At 57.3% G+C, this 25,213-nt stretch carries 12 protein-coding genes and 6 pseudogenes; 5 read left to right on the top strand and 13 right to left on the bottom strand.

Translation table 11 applies throughout. The features are described 5' to 3' along the window. Window positions 1–573: 573 nt before the first annotated feature. Window positions 574–885 (top strand): annotated as a pseudogene (locus tag AABE10_RS29870) (integrase core domain-containing protein); the annotation flags it as partial. A gap of 480 nt (window positions 886–1,365) precedes the next feature. Further along, window positions 1,366–3,489 (top strand): prolyl oligopeptidase family serine peptidase, encoded by a 2,124-nt coding sequence (locus AABE10_RS29875; RefSeq protein ID WP_342936766.1) that lies wholly within the window; start codon window positions 1,366–1,368, stop codon window positions 3,487–3,489. Between the two features lie 1,238 nt (window positions 3,490–4,727). Here AABE10_RS29875 and AABE10_RS29880 read toward each other — a convergent pair. From AABE10_RS29880 to AABE10_RS29940, 11 genes and pseudogenes are all read right to left on the bottom strand, one after another. Continuing rightward, window positions 4,728–5,288 carry a GNAT family N-acetyltransferase gene (locus tag AABE10_RS29880; protein ID WP_342936793.1) on the bottom strand — a complete coding sequence of 187 codons (561 nt, stop codon included), beginning with the start codon at window positions 5,286–5,288 and terminating at the stop codon, window positions 4,728–4,730. Between the two features lie 61 nt (window positions 5,289–5,349). Then, window positions 5,350–5,571 carry a hypothetical protein gene (locus AABE10_RS29885; protein ID WP_342936767.1) on the bottom strand — a complete coding sequence of 74 codons (222 nt, stop codon included), beginning with the start codon at window positions 5,569–5,571 and terminating at the stop codon, window positions 5,350–5,352. A 72-nt stretch (window positions 5,572–5,643) separates the two neighbouring features. Continuing rightward, on the bottom strand, window positions 5,644–6,753 hold the full coding sequence (gene blsG, locus AABE10_RS29890; RefSeq protein ID WP_342936768.1) for an arginine 2,3-aminomutase: 1,110 nt from the start codon (window positions 6,751–6,753) through the stop codon (window positions 5,644–5,646). A 958-nt stretch (window positions 6,754–7,711) separates the two neighbouring features. Continuing rightward, window positions 7,712–7,984 carry an arginase family protein gene (locus AABE10_RS29895; RefSeq protein WP_342936794.1) on the bottom strand — a complete coding sequence of 91 codons (273 nt, stop codon included), beginning with the start codon at window positions 7,982–7,984 and terminating at the stop codon, window positions 7,712–7,714. 1,104 nt (window positions 7,985–9,088) lie between these two features. Further along, on the bottom strand, window positions 9,089–9,964 hold the full coding sequence (locus tag AABE10_RS29900) for a PhzF family phenazine biosynthesis protein (RefSeq protein WP_342936769.1): 876 nt from the start codon (window positions 9,962–9,964) through the stop codon (window positions 9,089–9,091). Window positions 9,965–10,987: 1,023 nt separating this feature from the next. Beyond that, window positions 10,988–11,085 (bottom strand): annotated as a pseudogene (locus tag AABE10_RS29905) (ATP-binding protein); the annotation flags it as partial. A gap of 381 nt (window positions 11,086–11,466) precedes the next feature. Next, window positions 11,467–11,721 (bottom strand): annotated as a pseudogene (locus tag AABE10_RS29915) (transposase); the annotation flags it as partial. 247 nt (window positions 11,722–11,968) lie between these two features. Next, window positions 11,969–12,480: pseudogene (locus AABE10_RS36505) on the bottom strand (Mu transposase domain-containing protein); the annotation flags it as partial. 1,338 nt (window positions 12,481–13,818) lie between these two features. Continuing rightward, entirely contained in the window at window positions 13,819–14,970 is a 1,152-nt protein-coding gene (locus AABE10_RS29930; RefSeq protein WP_342936770.1) for a porin, read from the bottom strand. A 946-nt stretch (window positions 14,971–15,916) separates the two neighbouring features. Beyond that, window positions 15,917–17,386: a CoA-acylating methylmalonate-semialdehyde dehydrogenase gene (locus tag AABE10_RS29935; RefSeq protein ID WP_342936796.1), complete on the bottom strand. Its 1,470-nt coding sequence runs from the start codon at window positions 17,384–17,386 to the stop codon at window positions 15,917–15,919. A gap of 101 nt (window positions 17,387–17,487) precedes the next feature. Next, window positions 17,488–18,813, bottom strand: coding sequence for an aspartate aminotransferase family protein (locus tag AABE10_RS29940; RefSeq protein ID WP_342936771.1), 1,326 nt, complete (start codon window positions 18,811–18,813; stop codon window positions 17,488–17,490). 113 nt (window positions 18,814–18,926) lie between these two features. Here AABE10_RS29940 and AABE10_RS29945 point away from each other — a divergent pair. Next, window positions 18,927–20,330: pseudogene (locus tag AABE10_RS29945) on the top strand (PLP-dependent aminotransferase family protein). A 126-nt stretch (window positions 20,331–20,456) separates the two neighbouring features. Here AABE10_RS29945 and AABE10_RS29950 read toward each other — a convergent pair. Together AABE10_RS29950 and acs are read right to left on the bottom strand one after the other, a co-directional pair. Next, window positions 20,457–20,861 (bottom strand): hypothetical protein, encoded by a 405-nt coding sequence (locus AABE10_RS29950; RefSeq protein WP_342936772.1) that lies wholly within the window; start codon window positions 20,859–20,861, stop codon window positions 20,457–20,459. A gap of 65 nt (window positions 20,862–20,926) precedes the next feature. Then, window positions 20,927–22,910, bottom strand: a pseudogene (gene acs, locus AABE10_RS29955) (acetate--CoA ligase). Between the two features lie 600 nt (window positions 22,911–23,510). Here acs and AABE10_RS29960 point away from each other — a divergent pair. Next, window positions 23,511–23,987, top strand: coding sequence for a PaaI family thioesterase (locus AABE10_RS29960; protein ID WP_342936773.1), 477 nt, complete (start codon window positions 23,511–23,513; stop codon window positions 23,985–23,987). 357 nt (window positions 23,988–24,344) lie between these two features. Beyond that, complete coding sequence (locus AABE10_RS29965; RefSeq protein ID WP_342936797.1) at window positions 24,345–25,100, top strand: FadR/GntR family transcriptional regulator; 756 nt, start codon at window positions 24,345–24,347, stop codon at window positions 25,098–25,100. Window positions 25,101–25,213 lie beyond the last annotated feature (113 nt).

Raw genomic sequence — 25,213 nt, forward strand, 5'->3', positions numbered from 1 at the left:
TCTTCCCGATTTGTGACTGGTTGTCCGGCAACGTACTTCCCTGTTCGTTGATTCGCCTTTCGATCCCGTCGATGTTCCGCATTCGAGACACACTCTACGATGATGACTTTCTTCCCACCGTCCCTCAGCACCGCAAGCGCATTCTTGGACCTTGTCGACGCCGCCTGTTTGGTAGAAGGAGGGGGGCGAAAGCTGACACTTTCAGGTATTCCTCGCGACTAGTAACCCGCGCAGTCTAGATAGCCAAATTTGGAAATATCCCCTCGGGGGCAACACTCATTGCTAATGCTCTCGGGCACTTTCTGTACCAATCGTGGGATATTGTCGGAAACGCCAGCTACACCGCACTGTTACAGTTTTTGCAAATTGTGACTTATCAAGTTCGCAATGTCACGTTCGCTACAAACCGCCCACTTCTGTCATACATGCTGCAAGCAGCGCTGAGGCGCTTCACGATAACCATCGGTTTCCAACCTGCATCGCGGTTGCCGCGCAACGGCCGCCACTAGCCCCATCCTTCGCCACTTCTGGCGCCTCGTTGGATGATTTCTTGCAGATCTTCTCGCGCGAGGAAAGGCGCTGGACCGATGGGCATACGAGAACGGCGTAGAAATAGACTTCTCACGTCCCGGCAAGCCGCCCGATAACGCAAAGAATGAGTCGTTCAATGGACGCTTCCGCGAAGAGTGCCTGAACTCGCACTGGTTCTTGTCGCTGGAAGATGCCAGGCGCAAAATCGAAGTCTGGCGTGAGTACTATAACGAGGCGCGTCCCCATTCTGCACTGCAGTGGATGACGCCCGCCGAATTCGCTCGCCGGCAAGCGTGTCGAGCGAATTCGGCCCATCCAACGGAGCCGGATATTTCCAATTCAGAGCGGCCCTGATTCCGGGTCAGCCTCAGTCATCGATAATCGGCGGGGTTCACCAAAGAAGATTCGGCACTGCCGGGAAGAGGCTCGAGAGTTAGCAGAACACGACTTTTTCTACAGATCCTAGTTCGTGTCCCACTATCGGTTCTTGCTCATCCCTTCAGATCGAGTAGCACAAGACCTGCTCGAAGACGGGCTCAAACGCCCGCAGTTCGACGCGCACATTGATATCAATCAAGGGCATATGCGATTGGGCTGCCAAAATAGTGTAAGGCTAAGCTGTGCCAGTCCACCGCCAACAGGCTTCCCAATGCGCGATACAGTGCATTTCCATATTGAGAAGTGGACCCGAAGCCTTCGGTGTCGGCGCATCTGGCGCCGCACACTGTCCTAATCTGAGCGCATCGGGTTATTAAACGATAAGCTGCTTGACGAGCCCACCAACTCCCACCGAAAGGGGTTGCTGAACAACGTTTTCAATCAAACGGAAGAGCTATGTTTGCTTCGCAATCCGAGATCATGTGGCCCCCACTGGACGCCGCTTCAGACCCGTATATCGGTTTGGAGGAACTCAGCAATCCAGCAGTCGATTCATGGGTATGCGCGCAGACCGCACGTACCATGGCTATGTATGGGAATACGGCACACGCTGACGTGCTAACCGAACGGATTGCCGACGTCATGCTGGCCCAGGATCGCATCGCTACATGCACGCGCTACGGTGACTGGGGCTATAACATCTGGAACGACCAACAGCACCCTCTCGGCTTCATTCGGCGCACACCATGGGACGCGTGGGTCGCGGGTCAGCCACGATGGGAGACTGTGCTGGACATCGATGCGCTTGACCTGAACCAGCGGGACGGTGATGATACGCGGTGGGTTCTAGCCAGCTTCACCTTGATCTATCCGACGTATGATCGCGCGCTAGTACGCCTTTCGCCTAGCGGCTCCGGTGCCTGCATTGTGCGGGAGTTCGACGTAGGAGCGCGCACTTTTGTGAAGGACGGGTTTCAATTGCCAGAACCCGGTCATCACCAAGTAACGTGGATCGATCGTGATACGGTATATGTGGAGTGGGATGACAGCGCGGTAAACGCGGCTCCGGCCGTCACCGTCACCGGCTTTCCACGACAGGTGCGCAGATGGGCGCGCGGAACCCACATTGCAGACGCACCGATTGTGTTCGAATGTGAGCCCGGCGATTTGGCTGTGGTAGCACGTTACGAGCCGATTTACGCTCGCCATCGCGCATCGCGCTCGACCACGTTTTTTGAAGCGGAACGCTATTGGCTCGACGAGAGTTCCAACGAATGGCGGCGGTTCGATGTGCAGCCTGATGCTGGAATTTTCGAGTGGAATGAATGGCTGCTCGTCACGCCGCGCACCGACTGGAATGTCGATGTCACGATATATAGTGCAGGATCTTTGCTGGTTATCCGCCGTGATGCGTTTCTCGAAGGCGACCGCCACTTCACTGTACTTTTCGTACCATCGAAGACGGAAGTGTTATCAGGTGTGCGGTACACAAAGCATTTGCTGATGGTCACTTGCAGGAACGAGAGCGTGCCGCGCATAACCCTCTGGCGCTCTCCGGCCTCGCCAGATAATACGTGGGAAGCGCGAGCGCTTTCGTTGCCGGAGGGGTGCGAGGTATCGGTGACGGCTGTCGACTGGACGCGTGACGATACTGCCTTGATTTACCTTGACCACTTTCTGACGCCGCCGGCACTGTATTTCGCCGATCTCGCTGAAGCTGCCCCTTGGCGCCTGCTTCGTCGGCTTCGTCCGAGATTCGATTCAACTGGACTAGTTGCACTGCGACGGCATGCCACGGCGCCCGATGGCGTGCAGATTCCTTATTGGCTGATTGGCCGTGAGTCGGATCTTGAAGGGAACCCTCAGCCTTGTCTGCTGTACGGATATGGCGGCTATCGAGTCACAGTTGACCGTCCACATTATTTGAGCACGATGGGATTCTCGTGGCTGGAACCCGGTGGCGTTTATGCGATCGCCAGCATCCGGGGTGGCGGGGAGTTTGGCCCTGAGTGCCATCGGGCGGCGCAACGTGAGAAGCGGCAGGTGGCCTTCGACGATTTCACTGCTGTTGCGCAGGCGTTGATTTCCTCCGGAGTCACCACCCCTGAACGGCTGGCTATCAGAGGGGGAAGCGACGGTGGCTTGTTGACTGCAACGTGCATGATTCAGCGTCCTGAGCTGTTCGGCGCGGTTATCTCGGAAGTGCCGATACTCGACATGTCGCGATTTAACTTGCTATCCATGGGAGCGCTGTGGGTCGACGAGTTTGGTAATCCAGATAACCCGGAACACTACCGAATATTGATGGGCTACTCGCCGTATCAAAATGTGAAAAAAGATGTTTCATATCCACCCGTTCTTTTCACTTCGTCGTCGACAGACGATCGTGTGCACCCCGGCCACGCGCGCAAGATGGCTGCAAACATGCAGGCTCTCGGGCATGACGAAGTCTGGTACATGGAACATCGCGACGGCGGCCATGGCATGGGCGTCGAACCAAAGGCGAGGGCGCGTGCTTCTGCGACGATTTTCGAGTTCCTGCGGGCGAAGATCGGAGCATCGTTGGGGCCGGTCACGTGAACGTCCCAATGCCGTCGGCGAAGGCGTAGCTGTCGAGGCGGCTGGCGCCGCGCGACCAACCGGCTATCCGAATTCGAGACGCGTCCGTCGCAGATGTGTCGAGGGGCGGGTGTCGGATATTGCCTCATGGGGTCGGCGCTGTTTGCGAGCAGGGTAGTCGTAGCCCTATAACATGGACGCCCCGGCTGGCACGGGACAGGTGTGCATTTTCGAGACATCGACAGAATCCATGCATTTGACTCCTGATCTGCCTGCAAGCAACGCGACCTCATAGCCGAGCTGAGCGAGCCTTATCACGTTCGGCGGTGCCTGCGCATTGTGAGACGTGTCGACGTGTCGTGAACGACGTGTTCAAGCAGTTCAATTTCGGTGCGTGTGAACGCGAGCTCTGCGCGGGCCTGCGGCGCCGAGCGGCCGAACATTGTGAGTCACAATATGCGCCAGCTAAGGACGCGGAACTGCAATCAGGTCCGCTAGCCGATCCGCTGTACGAAGCCGGGATTCTTCCACTTTGCAGCCCGATTTCAGGATTTTGTGGAAGGTCTCGATTTTCCAGCGCATCGCGTAACAATAGAGCTTCTCGATTGCCGCGGCACGAGAGCAAACCGGCAGGTTGGTGATCAGTTTCCATTCAATAAGAGGACGCCCAGGCTTCCATATTGGAATACCAGACGAAGGGCAAATCTTTGATCAAGGCCGAGATAATCTGGTATAAGACTGGATGGGGAGGATCTTCTCCGTGGATCGATTTCTTGGTGCGGAAGCTGTTCGCACAACAAGTACTGCAATGACGTGCTGGAGTCGTGAAAACTACGCCATGCGCATGACGCAGCGAGATACAGGTTGTCCGAATTATCTTACCATTTGAGGACTGCGAGGTGAACCGGTTTTGCTGTAAGTGGGACATGTAGCCGAACATCGAAAACTGCTCGAAGGTCTCAGCTGATCTATTTGGTTCCTGCCCGCTGTCGCTGCTTGGATCGAAACACGTTTCCACAAAATACCACACTGGCGCCGCCACTGGGGCGCGATAAGCAACGTGGAGCAATCATGAACTGGCAAATCGTCGACGAAAACTGGCAGATGTTCGCCTCCGCACCTGCCACTACAGTCTGTCTCCTGTCGGGTTCGGTACTGCTTGGGTTTGTATCGTGTGGCAAACGCATGAATCTCGGGATACCAGCGAAACGTGGCACTAGACGTGCGGCCATCGGTTGCGGAAAGTCGCTGGTCATTGCTTACTCCGATACTTGTGACATGGGCGTATCAACCGGCTTGGCGAGTAGATAGTCCAACTGTTGCTCATGTCCAACTTGGAAGAAGTGTTCGCCGACCTTGACAAACCGGTTCTTCGCATAAAACCGTTGTGCGCGTTCGTTGGACTCAGATACACCCAGCCAGATGAAGTCTCTTCCCAGGGACCGCGCATGCCCTATCGACGCATCCATCAGGGAAAGTCCAACTCCAGCGCCGTGATAGTCCGCGTGCACATAGATGCGTCGAAGCTCAATCGGGCTAGCGCCGGGCACACAATCCGGCACGTCCTCGTCGTATAGAAGCGAAAAGCCGGCAATCCGACCGGCACACTCCGCAACCAACAGCGTACGCGCCGAAGCCGTCATGTGTTCAATGAAGTGTTCGGGCTGAAGGTTTTCTCTTACAAACGCGGACAACGCTTCTTCGGTCGTATCGGGTGGACATGAAAACGGCACGGCCGCGATTGCGACTCTGCTGAGGGAATCCGCGTCTTCGAGCACCGCTGAACGGACTACGAGAGCATCTTGCACGTTGGATACCATGAGTTGCACCGAAGGAAGTCGTTAGGGATTTTCAAATGCGGGCTGAATCCTGAAACGCCGCTCATCCGCGCGTGGACGACGCGTACCGCGCAGTGCTTTCCGCGGCACCGGTGGCAGCACTCCTGTGGTTTCGTATCAGCCATGGTAAGTTACGTAACTCCACGCGATGCATGCCGATCGCATTCCAGTCGCGGTCGAGCATATCGGCAATGCGCTTCAGTGCCTCGGCTAAGTGTGTGGCAGCATCAGCCGACAGGGCCATGCGGTACAGTTCGGCGCGCACGATGCTTCGGCTTCCGTATTGCGAGCGGCTAGGAATGGAAGCCACGCCATAAGCCCCGTCTGTATGTACCAGTTAAAGGTTTTGGATGATCTCTGTCTGCCCGAGGTAATTTCGGATTTCGCAGCCGTCGTCCAATCGCCTGACGTAGCTGCGGCCGGCGGGGATTTTTCCAAGATCGGTAGTAATGATATAGTCAGGTACCGCGAAGCCGGTCGTGTGTCCGAACAGACCATCGATTACTTCGAGACCTTTTTCGAGAGTGGTCATGAAGTGCGACACACCCGTAACATTGTCGCAGTGGTAAAGGTAGTATGGTCTGACGCGGATGCGCAGAAGTCCGGTAACGAGCGCCCGCATGATTTCGACGCTATCGTTCACACCCTTTAGTAAGACTGATTGATTTTGGACCGGAATTCCGTGCCGCAACAATCGATCACATGCAGCAGAAGCCTCGTTGGTGATCTCCTTTGGATGATTGAAGTGCGTCTGAAACCAGATTGGCTGATACTTATCCAGCATCCGGCACAACTCCTCTGTAATTCGCATCGGTAAAACAACGGGACACCGGCTTCCAATACGAATTATCTCAATGTGAGGGATCATCCTAAGCCGCGAGACAATCTCTTCTAGCTTCCGATCGTTATATGAGAGAGGATCACCCCCCGTCAATAGCACATCGCGAATTTCTGCATGCGAAGCAAGATAGTCAAAGTCAGGCTCCATCGATACGCCTTCACTCTCCCCGAAGTAGGTGCCTGTAACGTCCGTTGTATGGTATTTTCGCGTGCAGTGCCGACAATAAACGGGGCACATCGACGTGACGAGGAACACGACGCGATCGGGATACTTGTGGATCACTCGATTCGTCTTGCGATACGATGCATCGGAGACCGGATCGATTCCTGCACCCGGATATATCAGCATTTCCGCGGCGGACGGAACCGATTGAAGACGCACAGGACAGTCCGCATCCTCTGGATCCATGAGAGAGGCATAGTATGGCGTGATACGCCAAAGATACTTGCCTCTAACGGATTCGATCGCATCGCGTTCAGCATGCGTGACGTGAATCCACCTCGCGAGCTGTTCCAGCGTGGTCACCGAATTCTTCATCTGCCAGTGCCAATTCGACCAGTTTGCCTGCCCAGCGTTGCCCGGCAATTCATTTGTTGACGCTTCCATACATCCCCCACTAAATTTCCACTACCACTCAATACACAGTGAAAACTCCCCTTTCGGCTCGCGCGAGCGCTTGTTGGCGCCAAGCTGTAAGCCACGACCGCCGGCAAAGCCGGTGCCCGGAAGAGCTTGCTAGACTGCTCAATTCCGTCGTCCGATAAGGCATAGGAACGATCCCGACATGGCTACGCAACACAACACGTCACCGGGCAACCCGTACCTTCTCCAGACATATGCGACAAGCGCTTGATCCTACTCCGTGAACTCCCCAATAAATTCGCAGAATCGAGCATGAACGAGTCGACGCGACTTCGTCAGCCATTTAAAGTCCTAGATCTCATCTCCAGTCACCGACGCTCTCATTTCGAACACCACCACAAGACATGCCATGCACTATCGAACCAACCTCATTCGTTCGAAAAAAATCAGTTGATAATCGACACCAGACCATGATTGACTATGAAAAAACTCTACGATCTGCTTTATCTTATAAAATTCCCCACGCGATCGTCTGTATCAACGCACGATACTTGGCTTCTTTCGATACACGTCGGAGTCTTGCAGAAGCAAATATGAGCGGATGAACCCACTACCGCCAAGCACAGGATAGGATAGAATGCCGTGGTAGAGCTTGATCGTGGGCAAACCAATTTCACCTTGAGAAAACCCTCGGCTTCCGTAATTGAAAAGGTACTCGATGGCGCTCCCACCCAAAATCCATCCGAGGGGCGCGTTGCAGATCAGCAAAAACCCCGAACATCATGGGAGTCTCTCAACTCGCACCGACGACGATGCATCGGGGTTGGAAGGAGGCTCCCGGTACTCCAATTCGCGTCGATCAGAGGTGCGTATTCCGTGATGTCGAACGCATGCCGCGCAGCAATCAAGATGAGAACCTCTCATCCAGATCGTCGCGCCATAAACGCACCAGCGCCGGCTTGCGCGAAGCCTTGCACGAGCCTCATCGCGTCGTACGCAGGTAATCCTGGCGCGCCGGAAACTGCGTTGCAAGTGCGGCAGCATGGTCGAGCACATCCGTGTCGAAAGTACAGTAGACGCTGTCCGTACCGTCGGTCACACGCTCGATCGCTTCCTGCATGACAGGTTTGAGACCGCGCTCACAGAACTCCTCCATCGTATAAAAACGCACGCCCAGATCCCGGCCCGTACTTGATTCCGCCGGCTGCGTTCGCGAAGCCGGACAGCCCCAAGAATGCGAGCCTTCGCTGCAGATTTTGCGGTCTCAACTTCGGCACCGATAGCATATGAAACATTAACGACGGAGCACTTGTTGATGATCCTGTTCAGATAACCGTGTCACTCGAGATCAGACAAATGAACAGCATTGGCATATGTCGAATATTATCTGCCCCAATGCATGGGTTTCACTGACGGGCGGAAGCTTCCCACGCGTGATTAGTACCTTGAGCGTCGGTACCAGATAGGGCAGCAGATTCTCATTGATCTGGCGATATTGATCATTGATGTCTTCGTTCTTCCCTCTGATCAAGGAATACTCGATCGCATATCGTCACGTTCTACGATCGATACGTTTCAGCGAATGCTGCGTAAGCCGACTCAGAAAACCCGCGATATAATCAGTGGCGAACCGCTTTGACGTCGCTGTCAGCGCCCTGAAATCCGCCGCCCAATTCAGTCACGATCGCCCCGATCCGGAAGGCGCGGTTTCGGCAGAGGATCGATGATCAATCGTCACCCCGGCGTACCCGAAACTTCACGTATCAGTAAGCGCAATATCGACGGCGATCCCTCATCACTGATGCACTGACACACGCGGTCAAAATCGACCTCACAGAATTCCGCCGTCAATCGACGGAGCCCATTCCGGCGCGTCAGAAGGCGGGGGTTTCGCGATATCATTGAAAACCTCAAAACCGCAAGCATTGTGGAAATATCGACGACACCACTTGACCCATGATTGGCGTTGATGTCGATCTGCGGGGCGATCGAGGCGCCCGCTCCACAGGTTCGGAGGTTTGCTTCGCAAACTGTCACTTGAACTCCATCGGAAGTTCGGCCGCTTGGACGGCCCGCTATTCCCACACCCGCTCAATACGTCGCCTAGTTGGGTGCCCAAAGTTTGATTTGATCGGCGTCGAATAGCTGGGCTGGTGATCCTATTCATGGACGACCGTCATGCATCGCTTACCTCTCTACCGCAGCCAGCATGATATCGTGCAATCGTCCCCCCTATCGTGGAGCGGTAACCCGTGCACCCCATCATCCGACATACCGCTTGAAATTGCTCGATTGGCAGACATCCGTTTAGACGTATGCCATATCGGTTTATAGCTCACCCAATTCCGAATCCGCGCTACTAGCGCATCAGCCAGCCATCTAGACAAGTAACGCACGCGCCGCCAACGCGTATATTCCCCCTCACATCCACGCTCACCCTGACACGTCCTTCTCGACCGACGCATCGCCCCTGCGCGGCAACATAGTCTACGCCTTCCGAGGGTAACAAACCGCGTTCCCACTGGAATGCTGCCACACTGCCGTTGCCGCTTCCGCACACCGGATCCTCCAGTACACCAGAGGACGGCGCGAATGCGCGCACTTCGATTGCGGCCTCTCCATGCTTGTGGGTTCCGAATACAGTCAACCCCGCCACGCCGAGACGGTGCTCCAGTGCCGCAAGCCTCGCGAAATCCGGCCGCAGGTCGATGACGGAAGTCGCGTCGTTCAACTGTGCGACAATCCAATTCAAGCCAACATTAACGATTGCAGGCGCGGACTCAATCTCTACTTTGCGGCCAAGAATCAGTGCAAGCTCTGTCAGATCTGCTTCCCCCAGCGGTTGAAACTGTGCTGGGGGAAGGCTGAAATACAACTCAGGCACTGCTTCTCGCTTTCCGACGGACAATTGGATGAGGCCGGCATCGCATTGCTGAATCAACCCACCGCCTGGACGCGACGTGGCCAGCCCAGCTTCCAGGATGGCGTGGGCACTACCTAGCGTCGGATGTCCAGCAAACGCAAGCTCACTACGCGGCGAAAATATACGCAAGGTGTAGTCCGCCTCCGCCGTCTCGGGGGGAAGTACGAATGTGGTTTCGGAAAGATTGGTCCAGTTCGCGATGCGTTGCATTTCGTCGGCTGCCAGCCCCTCGGCATTTAGCAAGACGGCAACTGGGTTGCCAAAATAACGTCGGAAGGTGAAGACGTCCACTACCTTGTAGAATAGTTTCATATCGGCTCCTTGTTGACTTGAAAAAATATCACCGACTCGGAGCCACCATCTCTTTCTGTTGGCCACACTGTCAAATTTCCGCCTCCCTGAACGCTGTGCTTCGCCATACCGTCTTGGTAGTCGAACGGACCGAGCAATTACGCAGTCGCGCACCCAACCAAAATCGGTATGCTCTCAAAGAACAACAAGGCGTCGACAGCTACGCTCTGATCCTTGCTGATCTTGTGGATGATCGCTTCCAAATCTTGCTGCTGCAGCAACTTTGCGTTTCTCAACCACCGTGCCTCCGAGTGAATCGTTCTTTCTGGCAAGCACCGCCGTGCCCTCTCCGAGCGGCCCGAAAATGCTGCGAGCCACCGTTCGTTAAAGACCGCCTCGTAGCCACTCAGTCATTTTGGATGCCACCATGTAATCGCAAACCACCGTCCGGACGCGCTGAATTCAGCGCGCTCAGCGCGCGCGGTGTTTCACTTATAAAGCAAATATTCAAAAGATCTTCACGGCATCCACCGTATTAGGTGATCATTCCAATCCCACCCGCCGCAGCTAAACTGAAAGACTTCCCCGTCCCCGGATGTTTGGCAGCTCGATATCGCATCACGCAAGCGTGCTAGTGCTTTGAAAAGCAGACCGATCGAGGATCTCTCGGCAGATTACCAAGAGGTAGCTTCGACATTACAGCGGCAAAGGTTCGCAACGATCGTGCCAATATAAAGATGCAGGTTTTCACGCGCGCGCGACAGAGTTTGATGAAGCGCGATGGCAATCCAGTGGCTATTATTTTTGTCACGAACACTACAAAGCCAACATCCTGCACAGTAGTCGGGTTTGTGACGTTTGTGTAGTGCCGTCCTTATCGACTCTGTCGAACGCAATCTCAAGTTGATACAGCTTCAGACGCAAACGGAATCGTAGTTTGGTACACCTGCTCCTGCGGTTATTAGCTGGGTGTTTCCTCGTTCGAGTTGCGTTTGCGTTTGATGTCGGCCACGTCGTTGATGTGCGGTAGCGGAATGCGGTTGATCACGCCGCCTGACGTTTTTCTTTCAGCCTATACGAGTCGCCGGAGATCGGTACGACGTGTGCGTGCGAAGTACCCGATCAAGAAGTACGGCCGTGAGCGTCGCGTCGTCGGCGAAGGTCTGGTATTGGCGGCGGCGTAAATCCGACACCAGACGGCGGCGCAAGGTTGAGTTACTGACGTGTGCACCAAACAGTGCGTGATGCGTTATGCGAGCATGAAGAGAAAAAACGATGCCCGAAAGTTGGATGGAGCCACGCAGGCGCACGTGAGGAAGATGGTCGTGCAAGCGGTGCGCGGCGGGATGACGCAGATTGCGGCGGCGAACATCTACGGTGTCAGCCTGCGAGCGGTGAGCAAATGGATGAAGCTGTCGCGGGAAGGCGGATGGAGAGCGCTGAAGCCTGGCAAGCGAGGCCGCCAGCGAGCCTGTCCGCATTTTCGTGTGCGAGGCGTTTAAAAAATCTAATCCACGCGCGAGCGTAAAGCGCTCGCCAAACAGGATAGCAAACTGGTTCATCGCGGACTTCCAGTCAAACGTTGCTGCCCGTACGGACTTTGCCAGCACATTGCGTAGCGCCAGCCAGAGCAGTTTGATGGCGGCCTCATCGTTGGGGAAGTGCCCGCGAGTCTTGATGATCTTGCGCAACTGCATGTTCAAACTCTCGATGGCATTTGTGGTGTAGACGACGCGGCGTATCTCCGGCGGGAACACGAAGAACGGCGTGACGTTCTCCCTGACGAACTCGAGCCCCATCAGTTCCTCGAGCGCTCCGCCGTCAATACGTTTGGGCCATGCCCAGTCGAAGTCTGCCAGCGGCTTGAAGTCCAACGTCGTGCTGATCGGGTTGAACGGCGTCGGTAAATCGGTTGCACAGGCGGGCGTCGCGGATACGCCGCTCCAGTGAACGGCGCGCGCGTTGCTGTTCTTCCCACTGCCGCAACGGCTCGACCCATGACGCGTCGGCGATCTCGCTCCAGTGCTAGGCGCACCGGGGTTCTGGTGCGCCGCGGCGCCGCTCGCGAGGGTTTCCTCGATCGCGGCCTGCAGTTGGGCGGCGCCCATAACGCTCGACCTGACGTAGCACCTGCGCGGCAATGTTGCCCGGATTGCTGCCGCGTTCGGCCGCGTGCAGCATCAGTGTCCGGACAGCCGGCGCGACGTGCGCGAGATGGTCCAGGCCGCGGTGGTGGCCGGCCTCACGTTTGTGCTCCACCAGCGCATCGATGTGCGTTGCGATCTCGATCTGCGCGCCGCGGTCGTGACTGCGAGCATGCTCGGCAACGACACCGGCGCCATCGAGGATGCGTACCTGATGCTGGTCCGCACGAACCGTGAGCGCGCGTCGCACATGCGTGTGCGGTATCGAGTAGCGTGACGCTCGTTTCGGTTGCTGATGCGGCGTCGCTCCCGTTCGGATTGATCGTCCCACATACGGCGCCGCAGCGGCAGAAAATGCGGCCGCTCTTCAAGCAGCACTTCGGCCGGTATACGCACCGGTTGTTGCGACGTTGGCGCTCCTTGATCGCCAGAACTTCCGGGCCCGCTCGTGTACGACATGTCGCACGGACAGTGCCGGGTGACTCGCCATACATCTGCTCAATCTCGTGCAGATTTGAGTTCGTTGCGACGACGCAGATCTCCCAGACCCATTTGGCAGCCTCCGCCGACACATCGAAACTCGTGCTCAACGTTTCGCACTTACTATCATTGGTCTCCCGCCAGAAAGCCGAGTCGGCGCGGATCCAAACAGTTCGTGAACAGGATTTTTGATACGCCCATAATTACCCCGGTATGCTAAACACCCACGCCCACTTTTCACTGCACGCCGCGTAAAAACGCCCCGCGCAGAACACGCTGACGACTGCGCTCCGAATACTCAGCCTGGCGCTTGGCCTCATCCTCGGTCTCTCGTATACGAAATCTCGGCGACGCGCATCGCAGGCCGCTCCGCATCGGGTGGGAAAATGCACCATTTTCCGCTTCGGTGTCGAAAAAAGAACATCGCCTTTGGCCCGCCTCCGTTGTCTGCAACAACGCAAACGTAACGTCCCGCACTTGATCGTCCGTAATGGCTAACTCGAAATCCTCTCTTCGGGTCGGGCGCCAACCAATCCTCCACCATACGTCTCAACGACATTCCCACAATCCCCATAAACGTCCCCCTCCTTTGTTAAGGTTCGCGCCCGAGATCGTCGCGATGCGTGACAGCGGCTTCGGCTCGACGGGGCCGAACTTCGAATCGACCATCGGCCACGGCAACAGATCGAGTGCGTAGCTCGCCGACGGGGCCGCTGCTTCCCGGGACCGCGCTGGCTTGTCATCACGCCTTTCACGACGTCGTGATGTCGTCCCTTCGTGATGCGCCTTTCGGACCAGAACCCTACCCTTCTGCGACATCCACGCCGTACTTGTGGGCCGGCGGCGACGCGTGGCTCGCACGATCGTCTCCCGCGAGCGCAACAGCAGCCGACGCGCGTGTCTTTCGGTGCAGCCTCGCGGCGGAGATCTGTCACAAACCGCCGCGAAGCCACGCTGGCATGAAAGACTGAGTCTCGGAATTACAATTAACAATTACCGTTGTTCGATGCGCTTTCGCGCATGCCCACGCCATCCCCCCTCCGCGGAGAGAATTGCAAGGATTGTGTCCATCATTCGCTACGCAACCACTTCAGGTATGCCGTCCGCGGCGGCCCAAAGCTTGGCGGCAGTCGATGCCATCGCTCGTCGTTGACGATCATCCACAGAACTGCGTCAAAATCGTGCGAGGATCGCTATTCCTTCATCGCAATGGACTCGCACCACCTACTTCTTGCCGGTCTTCCGACGCACTCAGAACTTGTGCCGCATTGCCGCCCGGATTACGAACTGATTCGAGCTCGATGAAACGCCTTCCGCACCCGGAACATAGGCAGCGTCGAGCACCGTCTGAGTCTTGTCGCCTCCAACGTGCTGGTATGCACCCTGCAGGTACAGATCCGTACGCTTCGACAGGTTGTAGTCAGCCATCAACCCAATCGACTGGTAGTTGGGATGCAGCTTACCGGTGGTCGCATTGAAATCGGCCCGCGTATAGGTGTACATCGCGCCGACAAAGAACGCCGGGGTGAACTGATATTTCCCGTTCAGTTCGAAGTTCTGGAAGCGCAGCGAGGACAGGGTCGAGCCGGCTGGCGGTGTGATCGCGCCCACATAGCTGGTGCTGAGCGGTTGCGCGACATCGGTGTTCGTATATGCGAAGCCCAATGTCGCCGACCCGATCGTATAGTTAATTCCTGCACCGAAGATGCGCAGGCGCTCGCCCAGGAAATTTTCGTCGCCGCCGTTGTTGATCGCGCCCGTGGTCGTTGAAGACGGGTTGTTGGCCTGCAGGTACGATGCCGCGATCAACAAGGCGCCATTCGTGTACTGCGCCCCAACGCTGTATTGTCTATTATTGGCAAAATTTGTGTCGTTGCTAAAGCTGTACGTACCGCCGAACTGGAAGCCGGCGAGCGACGGACTGGTGTACTTCACGGTATTGTTTACGCGAAACGTGTTATCCGTGTTGTCGTTGTCATACGGGTGGGAAAAGAGGTAGCCCGCCCAGTTGCCGTTGGCGGTGGTCTGAGCGAGAAAGTCGACCAGCGAATCGTATTGACGACCCAGTGTGACCTTGCCATATGTGTCACTGGTGACGCCAACGTAGGCCTGCCGCCCGAACATCAAGCCGCCCTGAGCGTGTTTTCCGTTGTTCACATCGAAGCCGCTCTCGATCTGGAAAACTGCCTTCAGACCGCCGCCGAGATCCTCTGCACCCTTAAGGCCCCAGCGGCTGCCTTGAACATAGCCGCTCTGGAGCTCGTAGACCTTGCTGCCTCCCACGTTATTGGTGAAGTCGAAGCCTTCGTCGATCACGCCGTAGAGCGTTACCGAGCTTTCAGCCATTGCGGGAACGACACATGCCGACAAGACGGATGCTGCGAGTACGTTGCGTGCTTTCATCGTATTCTCCAAACCTGCTTACCATCTGGTAACGTTTCTTTCGAATTTACTATTTTTTTCATTGAATATTACGTATACCTAAATATATCTGTCGAGCATCTCCTATTTTGTAATCGATCGATCGCCTTTTGCGATCAATACTTAGAACGCTCAGAGAGCGTACGTCATAACCCCCTGGCACCCGCCAGGGAATCCTGTCAAACAGCAGCAGCATCACCGAGAAATCTGGCACCCAGGTGATCCTCTGGATCAGAGGCGCTGTAGCCGGGGACTTTGCGCGCGTTGCGCCCCTCCGAACACGACACCAGAGACACAGTCATGTAATCATTATAATGATTTCCCTGTTTTGTCAAAATTAATTTGAAATGGTGGAGGGCGTCGGCCCTTTACGCTTAGGGGAAGGTGGTATGACTTGCGATTTGGTCACCGGCAATCTGACGAAGGAACCGTCGAATGGTCTGACGGGTTGAGCGTATTGCCCAGCGACTCGGTGATCCAGTTGGGGCGTCACCTCGCTTTCGCTGCTGCTGAGGTAGCCGATGAATCTGGAAGGCGGCTCGCACGCGCGGGCGCCACGTTGGTCGTGAATGAGGCAAGGCTCACACCGACGGCAAATCGAGATGGCTGTCGTCGCACCACTCGGCACGCCAAGGCGGGATGTTCTCTTTGCGTCCGTCGACGCTTTTCCATCACAGCAGCGCGTGCCCGGTCGAGTCAGGCGTCTTCCTGATAGCGGTTCGACCGGAGAAGGAGTCTGATGGTTTTGGGAATCTGCACCGAGCCTATCGGTCCGACCAAAAAATGCGCCATCGTCCTTACTTTCACGACATTAAGAATGCGTGAGGTTCGGGTCGACGGCGCGAAGCTCTCTCGTGGCCGGAGACTGCCCCCTGTATAACCACCGCCAGTCACCGCGGCCCCGGCAACCGGCGCAGCGGCTGGAGCATTACTTAGCGACAGGCATCGTGAACTCGGCACCCTTGACAATGCTGTCCGGCCAACGCTGCATAACGCTCTTGTAACGCGTGTAGAACCGCACACCTTCCTCGCCGTATGCATGATGATCGCCGAACAGCGAGCGTTTCCAACCGCCAAACGAATGCCATGCCATCGGCACCGGAATCGGCACGTTCACCCCGACCATGCCCACCTTGATCTGCCGGGCAAACGCTCGAGCAACTCCACCATCCGTGGTGTATAGCGAGACACCGTTTGCGAACTCATGTGCATTGGTGAGCTTGACCGCCGTAGCGAAGTCCGGCACACGGATCACGCCGAGAACCGGGCCAAAGATCTCCTCCTTGTAGATCTTCATGCTCGTATGAACGCCGTCGAACAGCGTGCCGCCAAGAAAATAGCCAGGCTCCGAGCACACCAGATGGTCGCGCCCATCAACGATGAGTTTTGCCCCCTCCAATTCGCCCGAAGCGATGTATCCCGCCACCTTCGCCTTATGCTCGGCAGTCACCAGTGGCCCCATTTCCGCATCGAGGTTTTCGCCGTTTTTGATGACCAGTGACTTGACGCGCGGAACCAACTTCTCGATGAGCGCGTCAGCGGTGCTGCCAACAGCAACCGCGACCGAAATGGCCATGCAACGTTCACCTGCCGAGCCATATGCAGCACCAATCAAGGCGTCCACGGCTTGGTCGAGGTCGGCGTCCGGCATTACGACGAGGTGATTCTTGGCACCGCCGAGTGCCTGGACGCGCTTGCCGCGGCGCGAAGCTTCGGTATGGATATATTCCGCAATCGGGGTCGAGCCGACGAACGACAGCGCAGCGACATCGGGATGTTCGATGAGTGCGTCAACTGCCACCTTGTCTCCGTTGACGACGTTGAAGACGCCGTCGGGCAGACCAGCTTCCTTCAGCAATTCGGCGAGACGCAACGACGCCGACGGATCGCGCTCGGACGGCTTGAGAACAAACGTGTTTCCGCAGGCCAATGCGACGGGGAACATCCACATCGGCACCATTACAGGGAAATTGAACGGCGTGATGCCGGCTACCACACCCAGTGGCTGGCGCAGGTTCCAGTTGTCGATGCCAGTACCGATCTGGTCGGTGAAATCGGTTTTGAGCAGGTTGGGAATACCCGCAGGCAATTCCACAACTTCGATGCCTCGCACCACCTCGCCGTGGGCGTCAGTGAACACCTTGCCGTGTTCGCGCGTGATGAGCATCGCGAGTTCGTTGTGGTGCCTGTCCAGCAACTCCTTGAACTTGAACAGGACACGTGCGCGTTTTAGCGCAGCCGTTTCGCTCCAGCCCGGGAAGGCCGCCCTAGCCTCCTGCACCGCCTGTTCAACTTCCACTACCGAAGCAAGCGCGACTGAACCGGTCACCTCACCGGTCGCGGGGTTGAACACGTCCTTAAACTGCCCGCTCGACGGCTCAACTATCCGACCGTTGATGAAGTGGCTGACCTACTTCACGGCGAGTCTTGCGCTCTCGTTGACAACATTCATTTTCATACTCCAAGGCTGTCTGGTCAATTTCTGCAAGACCTGAGATTTCAGGCCACGCTGCGCAGGGCGTCACGAACCGTCGAGAAAATCTGGGTAATCTTCTCTTCGTCGATAATCAGCGGCGGCGAGAATGCAAGGATGTCCCCTGTGTAGCGCACGAGCACGCCGGCCTCGAAACATTTCAGGAAGACTTCGTATGCACGGGCGCCCACTGCACCAGGCCGCGATTCGAGTTCAATACCAGCAACGAGGCCAAGATTGCGGATGTCCTTCACGTGCGGGGAAGTACTCAACTCGTGTGCAGCATCCTCGAAGACGCCAGAGAGCTCGCGCGCCCGGTTGAAGAGGCGGTCGCGCTTATATATGTCAAAGGTCGCAATTGCCGCCGCGACAGCTGCCGGATGCGCCGTATAGGTGTAGCCGTGAAAAAATTCAATGGCATTTTCGCCCCCCGCGTTGACGACCGCGTCGTGCACCAGGCGACTAGCCGCCACCGCGCCCAATGGAACCGCCGCATTGTTGATAGCCTTCGCCATCGTGAGGATGTCCGGCGTTACACCAAAGTACTCGCTCGCCGTCGGCGCGCCGAGTCGGCCGAAGCCGGTGATGACCTCGTCGAAAATCAGCAGGATGCCGTGTTTCGTGCACAGCTCACGCAGCCGCTCAAGGTACCCCTTCGGTGGCACAAGCACGCCCGTCGAACCTGCGAGCGGCTCCACGATAACCGCCGCAATGGTCGATGCGTCGTGCAACGCCACGAGGCGTTCGAGTTCGTCCGCGAGGTGGGCGCCCCACGTTGGCTGGCCGCGCGTGAAAGCAGCCTCCGCGATGTTCAGTGTATGCGGCAGATGGTCGACGTGCGGCATCAGGTTGCCCGAGAACGTCTTCCGGTTCGCAAGAATACCGCCAACAGAGATGCCACCAAAGCCTACACCGTGATAGCCGCGCTCCCGGCCGATGAAACGCGTTCGCTGGCCTTCGCCGCGTGCCCGATGATAGGCCAGTGCAATCTTCAGGGCCGTATCGACCGATTCCGAACCTGAATTCGTGAAGAAGATGCGGTCGAGACCCGCCGGCATGAACTCCGCTACTTTCGTCGCTGCCTCGAATGCGAGCGGATGGCCCATCTGGAACGTCGGCGCGTAATCCATCGTCGCGAGTTGCTGGGCGACCGCCTCCGTAATTTCCGAGCGACCGTGTCCGGCATTCACACACCATAGACCTGCAGTTGCGTCCAATACGGGGCGGTCATCGACCGTCGTGTAGTACATGCCCTTGGCCGACTTGAAAAGACGCGGCGCCACCTTGAATTGACGGTTCGCGGTGAACGGCATCCAGAAGTTAGAAAGGTCAGGTATGTTAGAAGTGCTCATGTGTGTCTCCGTGAAGATGGCACCTACTCTACCTACGTCGCGCGGTACAATCACTGGACAGCACAAATCAAACCACCAAACCGGATTGATTTTTTCCCTCAGACTGTATTGAAATGTTCAAGCTGAACCTCTCGCGAGTGCGAAAAAGCGAAGGCACTCTGGTTGATCAGATTGTCGCGTCAATCGAACAGGAATTAAGTCACGGCACCTATCCCGCTGGCACAAAACTGCCCTCGGTACGCAATTTCGCGAAGACGCACTCCCTTAGTACGTACACGGTTTCGGAAGCGTATCAACGGCTCGTTTCGCTTGGCCTGGTTGTTGCCCGACCTGGCGCTGGATATCGCGTGGCAACGCCTGAGGCTCACACGCCAGATGCGCCCGCGTGGAGTGGGCCGAGTTTGAACGCATCATGGCTGCTATCAGATGTTTTGCAGACCACTCCGTACCAATCAAGGCCGGGTGTGGCTGGATTCCAAAATGACTGGGTAAACGAGAGCGGCATTCAACACGCATTGCGCGTCGTAAGTCGCGTTCCGGGCGCGCGAATCGGAGGATATGGCCATCCATACGGCCTGGCGGCGCTGCGCGAGTTCATCGCGAGCGGCTTGCGCCGATACTCCCTGTCTGTTGGCAGCTCGGACATTCTGCTCACGCAAGGCGTCACACAGGCACTAGACCTCGTCGTCCGAACTCTATTGCAACCGGGCGACACCGTGATTGTGGAGGACCCGTGCTACTGCAATCTCCTCCAGATTCTCAAGGTAACCTTCACCAATGTCGTGAGCGTCCCGCGCACACCTGATGGCATCGACATCGCACAACTAGAAGAGATCGTCCGTAAACACCGCCCTAAGGGCATGTTTATCAACACCGTGCTACAGAACCCCTCAGGTGCCTCGCTTTCTGTTTCTTCTGCATTTCGGCTGCTTCAAATTGCAGATAGAGAAGGTCTTTGGGTTGTGGAAGATGATATCTCCAGAGAGTTGGCACCTACTCGAGCGCCGTGCCTCGCTGCAATGGAAGGGTTGAAGAATGTCATCTATCTCTCAGGCTTCTCCAAGACCATCACGCCTGCAGTGCGCGTTGGTTATATTGCGGCATGCCGAGACCTCATTTCACGATTTGCGTTGACCAAGATGGCAGTTGGACTTACCTCATCGGAAGTCACAGAACGCGCGGTGGCAAATGTGCTAATCGATGGGCATTATGACCGCCATATCGCGCATATCCGCGAACGGCTCTTTAATGCTCACATGCGCGTAGCCGAATCGATGACCAATTCTGGTCTGGAGATTTTCCACATGCCAAAGGCTGGTCTGTTCCTATGGGCAAAGTTACCGATTCGTCCAGAAAACAGCATGGCGGTGACGAATGAAGCGCTTGCCAAGGGAATCTGGCTCGCACCGGGGTCGTATTTCCGCTCGGGAGAACCGGCGTCAGCGTGGTTCCGCTTTAACGCCGCAACTTCGGACATCCCGGAACTGTGGACATTCATGAAAAACTATCTACGCTGAACGTCCCTGCTCGCAAGCGCATCACAAAGCGACCCGAACACTGTCCGCTTGATACTTGCCGGGTTTTACACTGCGCGGTGCCCTCGGTTCCGGTGCCATCTAACGGGAATGTCGGCCAGCCCCTCTCTACAAAGGCAATTGGCTCAGTGCCTCATTGAGATGAATCCACCGGGCGATGCCAAACGTCCGCGCTTCCTGCAATTCCTTGCCACTGCTCCCCAGGGCGATGACGCGATGGGGAGCAGTCTCGAGCGTGTGCAGCGCAATGGCATAACGATCAGTGAATTCCTGCGACGAAAGGATCGCGGAAAAGTACGTCACTCCGTCCTGTCCGAGCGCGGAGCCAATGGCACGATTTAAATACTCGGCGCTTAGATTGCTCATCAATAGCAGCGGATATCCGTCATCCCTGATGCGCTGAAGCAACTGTTTAAGCGCCGTGCGCTGTTCGCGACCCGCTTCACTATCCGGGCTATCGTCCATTGTCGACCAGACGTCATCCATATTTGCGACAATTGCGTCGATTGCCATTGCGGGTCTCCATGACGGGTGAGTTTTCTTCGGTTTTTCGGCTTCCGGATGCGATCCAGATTGAGCTATCGCGTCTCGCTAAGCTGATCAAGAATCGTGGGGTTCTCAAGCGTCGACACGTCCTGCGTGATCGCCTCGCCCTTCGCGAGCGAGCGCAGCAGACGGCGCATGATCTTGCCCGAGCGCGTCTTCGGCAGGTTCTCGCCGAAGCGGATGTCGCGGGGCTTGGCGATCGGCCCGATCTCCTTGCCCACCCAGGCGCGCAGATCGTTGGCGAGCTTCACGGCCTCGTCGCCCTGCGGACGCGTGGCCTTGAGCACCACGAACGCCACCACGGCTTCGCCGGTGGTGTCGTCGGGGCGGCCCACCACGGCGGCTTCGGCCACGAGCGGGTTCGCCACCAGCGCCGACTCGATCTCCATCGTGCCGAGGCGGTGGCCCGAGACGTTCAGCACGTCGTCGATACGGCCCATGATCGTGAAGTAGCCCGTGTCCTTGTCGCGCACGCTGCCGTCGCCGGCCAGATACAGCTTGCCGCCCAGTTCCTCGGGGAAGTAGCCCGACTTGTAGCGCTCGGGTTGTCCCCAGACGTTGCGGATCATCGCGGGCCACGGACGCTTCACGACGAGAACGCCGCCCTGCCCGTTCGGCACGTCCTGGCCGGTTTCGTCGACGATCGCGGCCATGATGCCCGGCAGCGGCAGCGTGCACGAACCCGGCACGAGCGGCGTCGCGGCCGGCAGCGGCGTGATCATGTGGCCGCCGGTTTCGGTCTGCCACCACGTGTCGACGATCGGGCAGCGCTTGCCGCCCACGTTTTCGTAGTACCACATCCACGCTTCGGGATTGATTGGCTCGCCGACCGTGCCGAGAATGCGCAGCGAAGAAAGGTCGTAGCTCTTCGGATGCACCCTCGCGTCGGCTTCGGATGCCTTGATGAGCGAACGGACCGCCGTGGGCGCGGTGTAGAACACCGTGACGTTGTGTTTGGCGATCATGTCCCAGAAGCGGCCCGCGTTCGGGTACGTGGGCACGCCTTCGAACACGACCTGGGTTGCGCCGATCGTGAGCGGACCATAGGCGATATAGCTGTGGCCCGTGATCCAGCCGATGTCGGCCGTGCACCAGAACACGTCCGAGGGCTTGTGATCGAAGGTCCACTTCATCGTTTGCGCGGCCCACAACAGGTAGCCGCCCGTGCTGTGCTGCACGCCCTTCGGTTTGCCCGTCGAGCCCGACGTGTAGAGGATGAAGAGCGGGTGTTCCGCGCCCACCGGCACCGGCGCGCACGTATCGCTCTCGGCCGCCGAAAGTTCGTGCATCCACTGGTCGCGGCCTTCGTGCCAGGCGACCTTGCCGCCCGTGCGCTTGTAGACGATCACGCTGTGCACCGCCTCGCAGCCGCCCATGGCGAGCGCTTCGTCAGCGATGTTCTTCAGCGGCAGCGCCTTGCCGCCGCGCATCTGTTCGTCGGCGGTGATGAGCGCGACCGCGCCCACGTCGACCATGCGTTCGTTGAGCGACTTCGACGAGAAGCCGCCGAACACGACCGAGTGCGTCGCGCCGATGCGCGCGCAAGCCTGCATGGCGACCACGCCTTCCACCGACATCGGCATGTAGATGACCACGCGATCGCCCTTCTTCACGCCGCGTTTCTGCAGCGCATTGGCGAAGCGCGACACGCGCGCGAGCAGGTCCTTGTAGGTGACGTTCGTGACGGTGCCGTCGTCGGCTTCGAAGACGATCGCGACGCGCTCGCCATTGCCCCGCTTCGACGTGGCGGTCGAGGCTGTTGTACGAGGCATTGAGTTCGCCGTCTTCGAACCACGTGTAGAACGGCGCCTTCGATTCGTCGAGCACCTTCGTGAAGGGCTTTTGCCAGTTCAGGGTTTCGCGCGCGAGGCGCGCCCAGAAGCCTTCGTAATCGCGTTCGGCTTCGGCGCACAGCGCCTTGTAGGCGTCCATGCCGGACACGTTGGCCTGCGACGTGACCTCCGTGGCAACCGGAAATATACGGCGTTCCTGCAAGTAAGATGCAATTGTTGACATTGGTTCCTCTAAAAGGACTGCAAAGGCCCGATTGCCTGTCGGCTTGTCTTTCCCGCCTTGAGTGTATTTGTCGACGCGGACTGGCTGGAGCGCGTCAACCTGGTCCACAACTTCAAAATGGATCCTTGCACGATCGCGACACGATAGCTCTGACCAGCGAAGCCCCGCGTTTCCCGCTTTCACCACATCATCGACTGCATCACTGGGTGTAAGGCGTACCGGGCCCACAACTGCGCGACCGAACGGCCAGACCACCACTATTTCCGAACGCTAGCGCTCGCATGCAGGATCCATATTGGTATTTATTTTCCGGCGTCGTGCAAGGCGCTGATGCTCTCACTCGCCAGATCAGGAAGAATCGCTAACGCCGTCTCGAGAGCGCCAGCCCCGGTCCGCTGATCGTCACGCTCTTCAACATATCGGGGTCAAGCATCCCCTAGTTTCGTTAAGCATCCTGCCCGGACCGCGGCCGCGCAGCTGGAGCCTGACGCCGACGCGGCCTTCGACATCATTAATGCAAAACATTATAATGATTTCTCTGATTTGCCAAAATCAATTTTTGGAGTGCATCAGACCCTTTGCGCTCACCTGGAGGATGGTATGACACTTGATATGGTCACCCGGCTATCCAACGAAGGAACGGCCGAATGGTTACAGCGCCTGCAGACCCGTGGTGGATGGGTGTCTCCGATCTACGAGACGCTGAAGATCTCGGTCGTTCAAGCGAGCTCTGGATCCGTTCTGTTATCGATGCCGGCATCGTCGTTTGCAGGTAATCCCACCGGAAAGCTGCATGGCGGCGCGCTCGCCACGATACTCGATTGCGCAATGGCGCTGGCAGTGGACTCGGCTCTTGGCGCCACGCAAGTATCTGCGACCGTCGAGATGTCGGTTCGCTTCCTGGGAGCTCAGGAGGCTAACGGCTCGACCGTCTTGGCCAGCGGCTCGGTGACCCAGTTGGGGCGCCGCCTCGCTTTCGCTGCCGCCGAGGTGGTCGACGAGTCTGGACGGCTGCTTGCAAGCGCGGCCGGCACGTTTGTCGTGAACGAAGTAAAGCTCACACCGACGGCAAACTGATCAGGTCGGTCGCACCATCCGCTTCGCGAGGACCGGGAAATCTCTCCGTCCGCCGGGGATTCCCCATCGCGGCAGCGGCAAGCGTCCTGTTGAGCGGCACGTTCGTTTGATTGCATAGATTACAATTGATGTCATTCGAGCGTTTCCTTCTCGCGCCGGCGTTGTTCCTGTGTCAAGGCGGCACAAGCTGCGGCGAGACCATTCGGGTCCGAGAGTCACCACATGTCAAAGATGATTAGACGAACTACAACACGCTCCTCGGCAAGCTTGGCCCAGTCGGCCTCACGCTCGGCAACCACGGAGCAGTCCCGCGTCGTCCTGCCCAAAAGTATTACTGCAAGATCGGGGCGGACTGCGATGCGACAGGCGCGTTACATCGCAGAGGACATCAGGGCAATGATTATCCGCGATAATCTGAGTCCAGGCGATCGGCTGCCGAGCGAGAAAGACCTGATGGCGACTTACGGCTCGGCAAGAGCCACGGTACGGGAAGCGCTCGCGATTCTGGAAAGTCACGGCCTCGTCGAAGTTACGCCCGGGAAAAACGGCGGCGTCAGTCTTGCTGATATACCCACGGACACCGTGTTACAGGGACTGCAAACTTATCTCTATTTCCGCAATCTCACATGGCAACACATTTACGACGCCCGGGAAAGTATCGAACCTGAAATTGCGCGTTCATCGTGTGAATGTGTGACACCGGACGTCCTGCAGTCCCTTGAGCATACGGTTGAACTCTGCCGTGCGGGACTCAGGGGTCAACTCGACCGGCGCGCACATAAGAACGCCGAAATAGATTTCCACGAAATCATAGCCAGACATTGTCCCAATCCGTTGCTTCGATTCGTCGGCCTGTTCCTTTGCAGGGCGGAGAGGGAGATGATTGAAGATTTGCTCACGTTCGACGACGAGGACTCGTCGCTGAAGGTGATCATGGAACACGAGGAATTGATCGAAATGTTCCGCCGTGGGGATGTTGAGCATGTGCACTCGTTGATGCATCGCCATCTTCTTGGAATGGCGGAATCCATCGAAAGCAGGCGTGGAAGGCATAACGGCGGAGCACATGATGAACCGCCCGTAAAGCGGCAGAAAGCCAAGGCAACCCGTTGAGCAGCAGGCAACCCGTGTTGCACAGGCGCTACGGGGCCTTGCGGCGTTGGCCGTTCGGCGAGCGCTGTCGCTTCCGAACCTGTTGACCTTGTGGCGGCCTCCAGTTTGTGGAG

The organism is Paraburkholderia diazotrophica (assembly GCF_038900755.1).
In the GTDB taxonomy this organism is placed as follows: Bacteria; Pseudomonadota; Gammaproteobacteria; order Burkholderiales; family Burkholderiaceae; genus Paraburkholderia; species Paraburkholderia diazotrophica_A.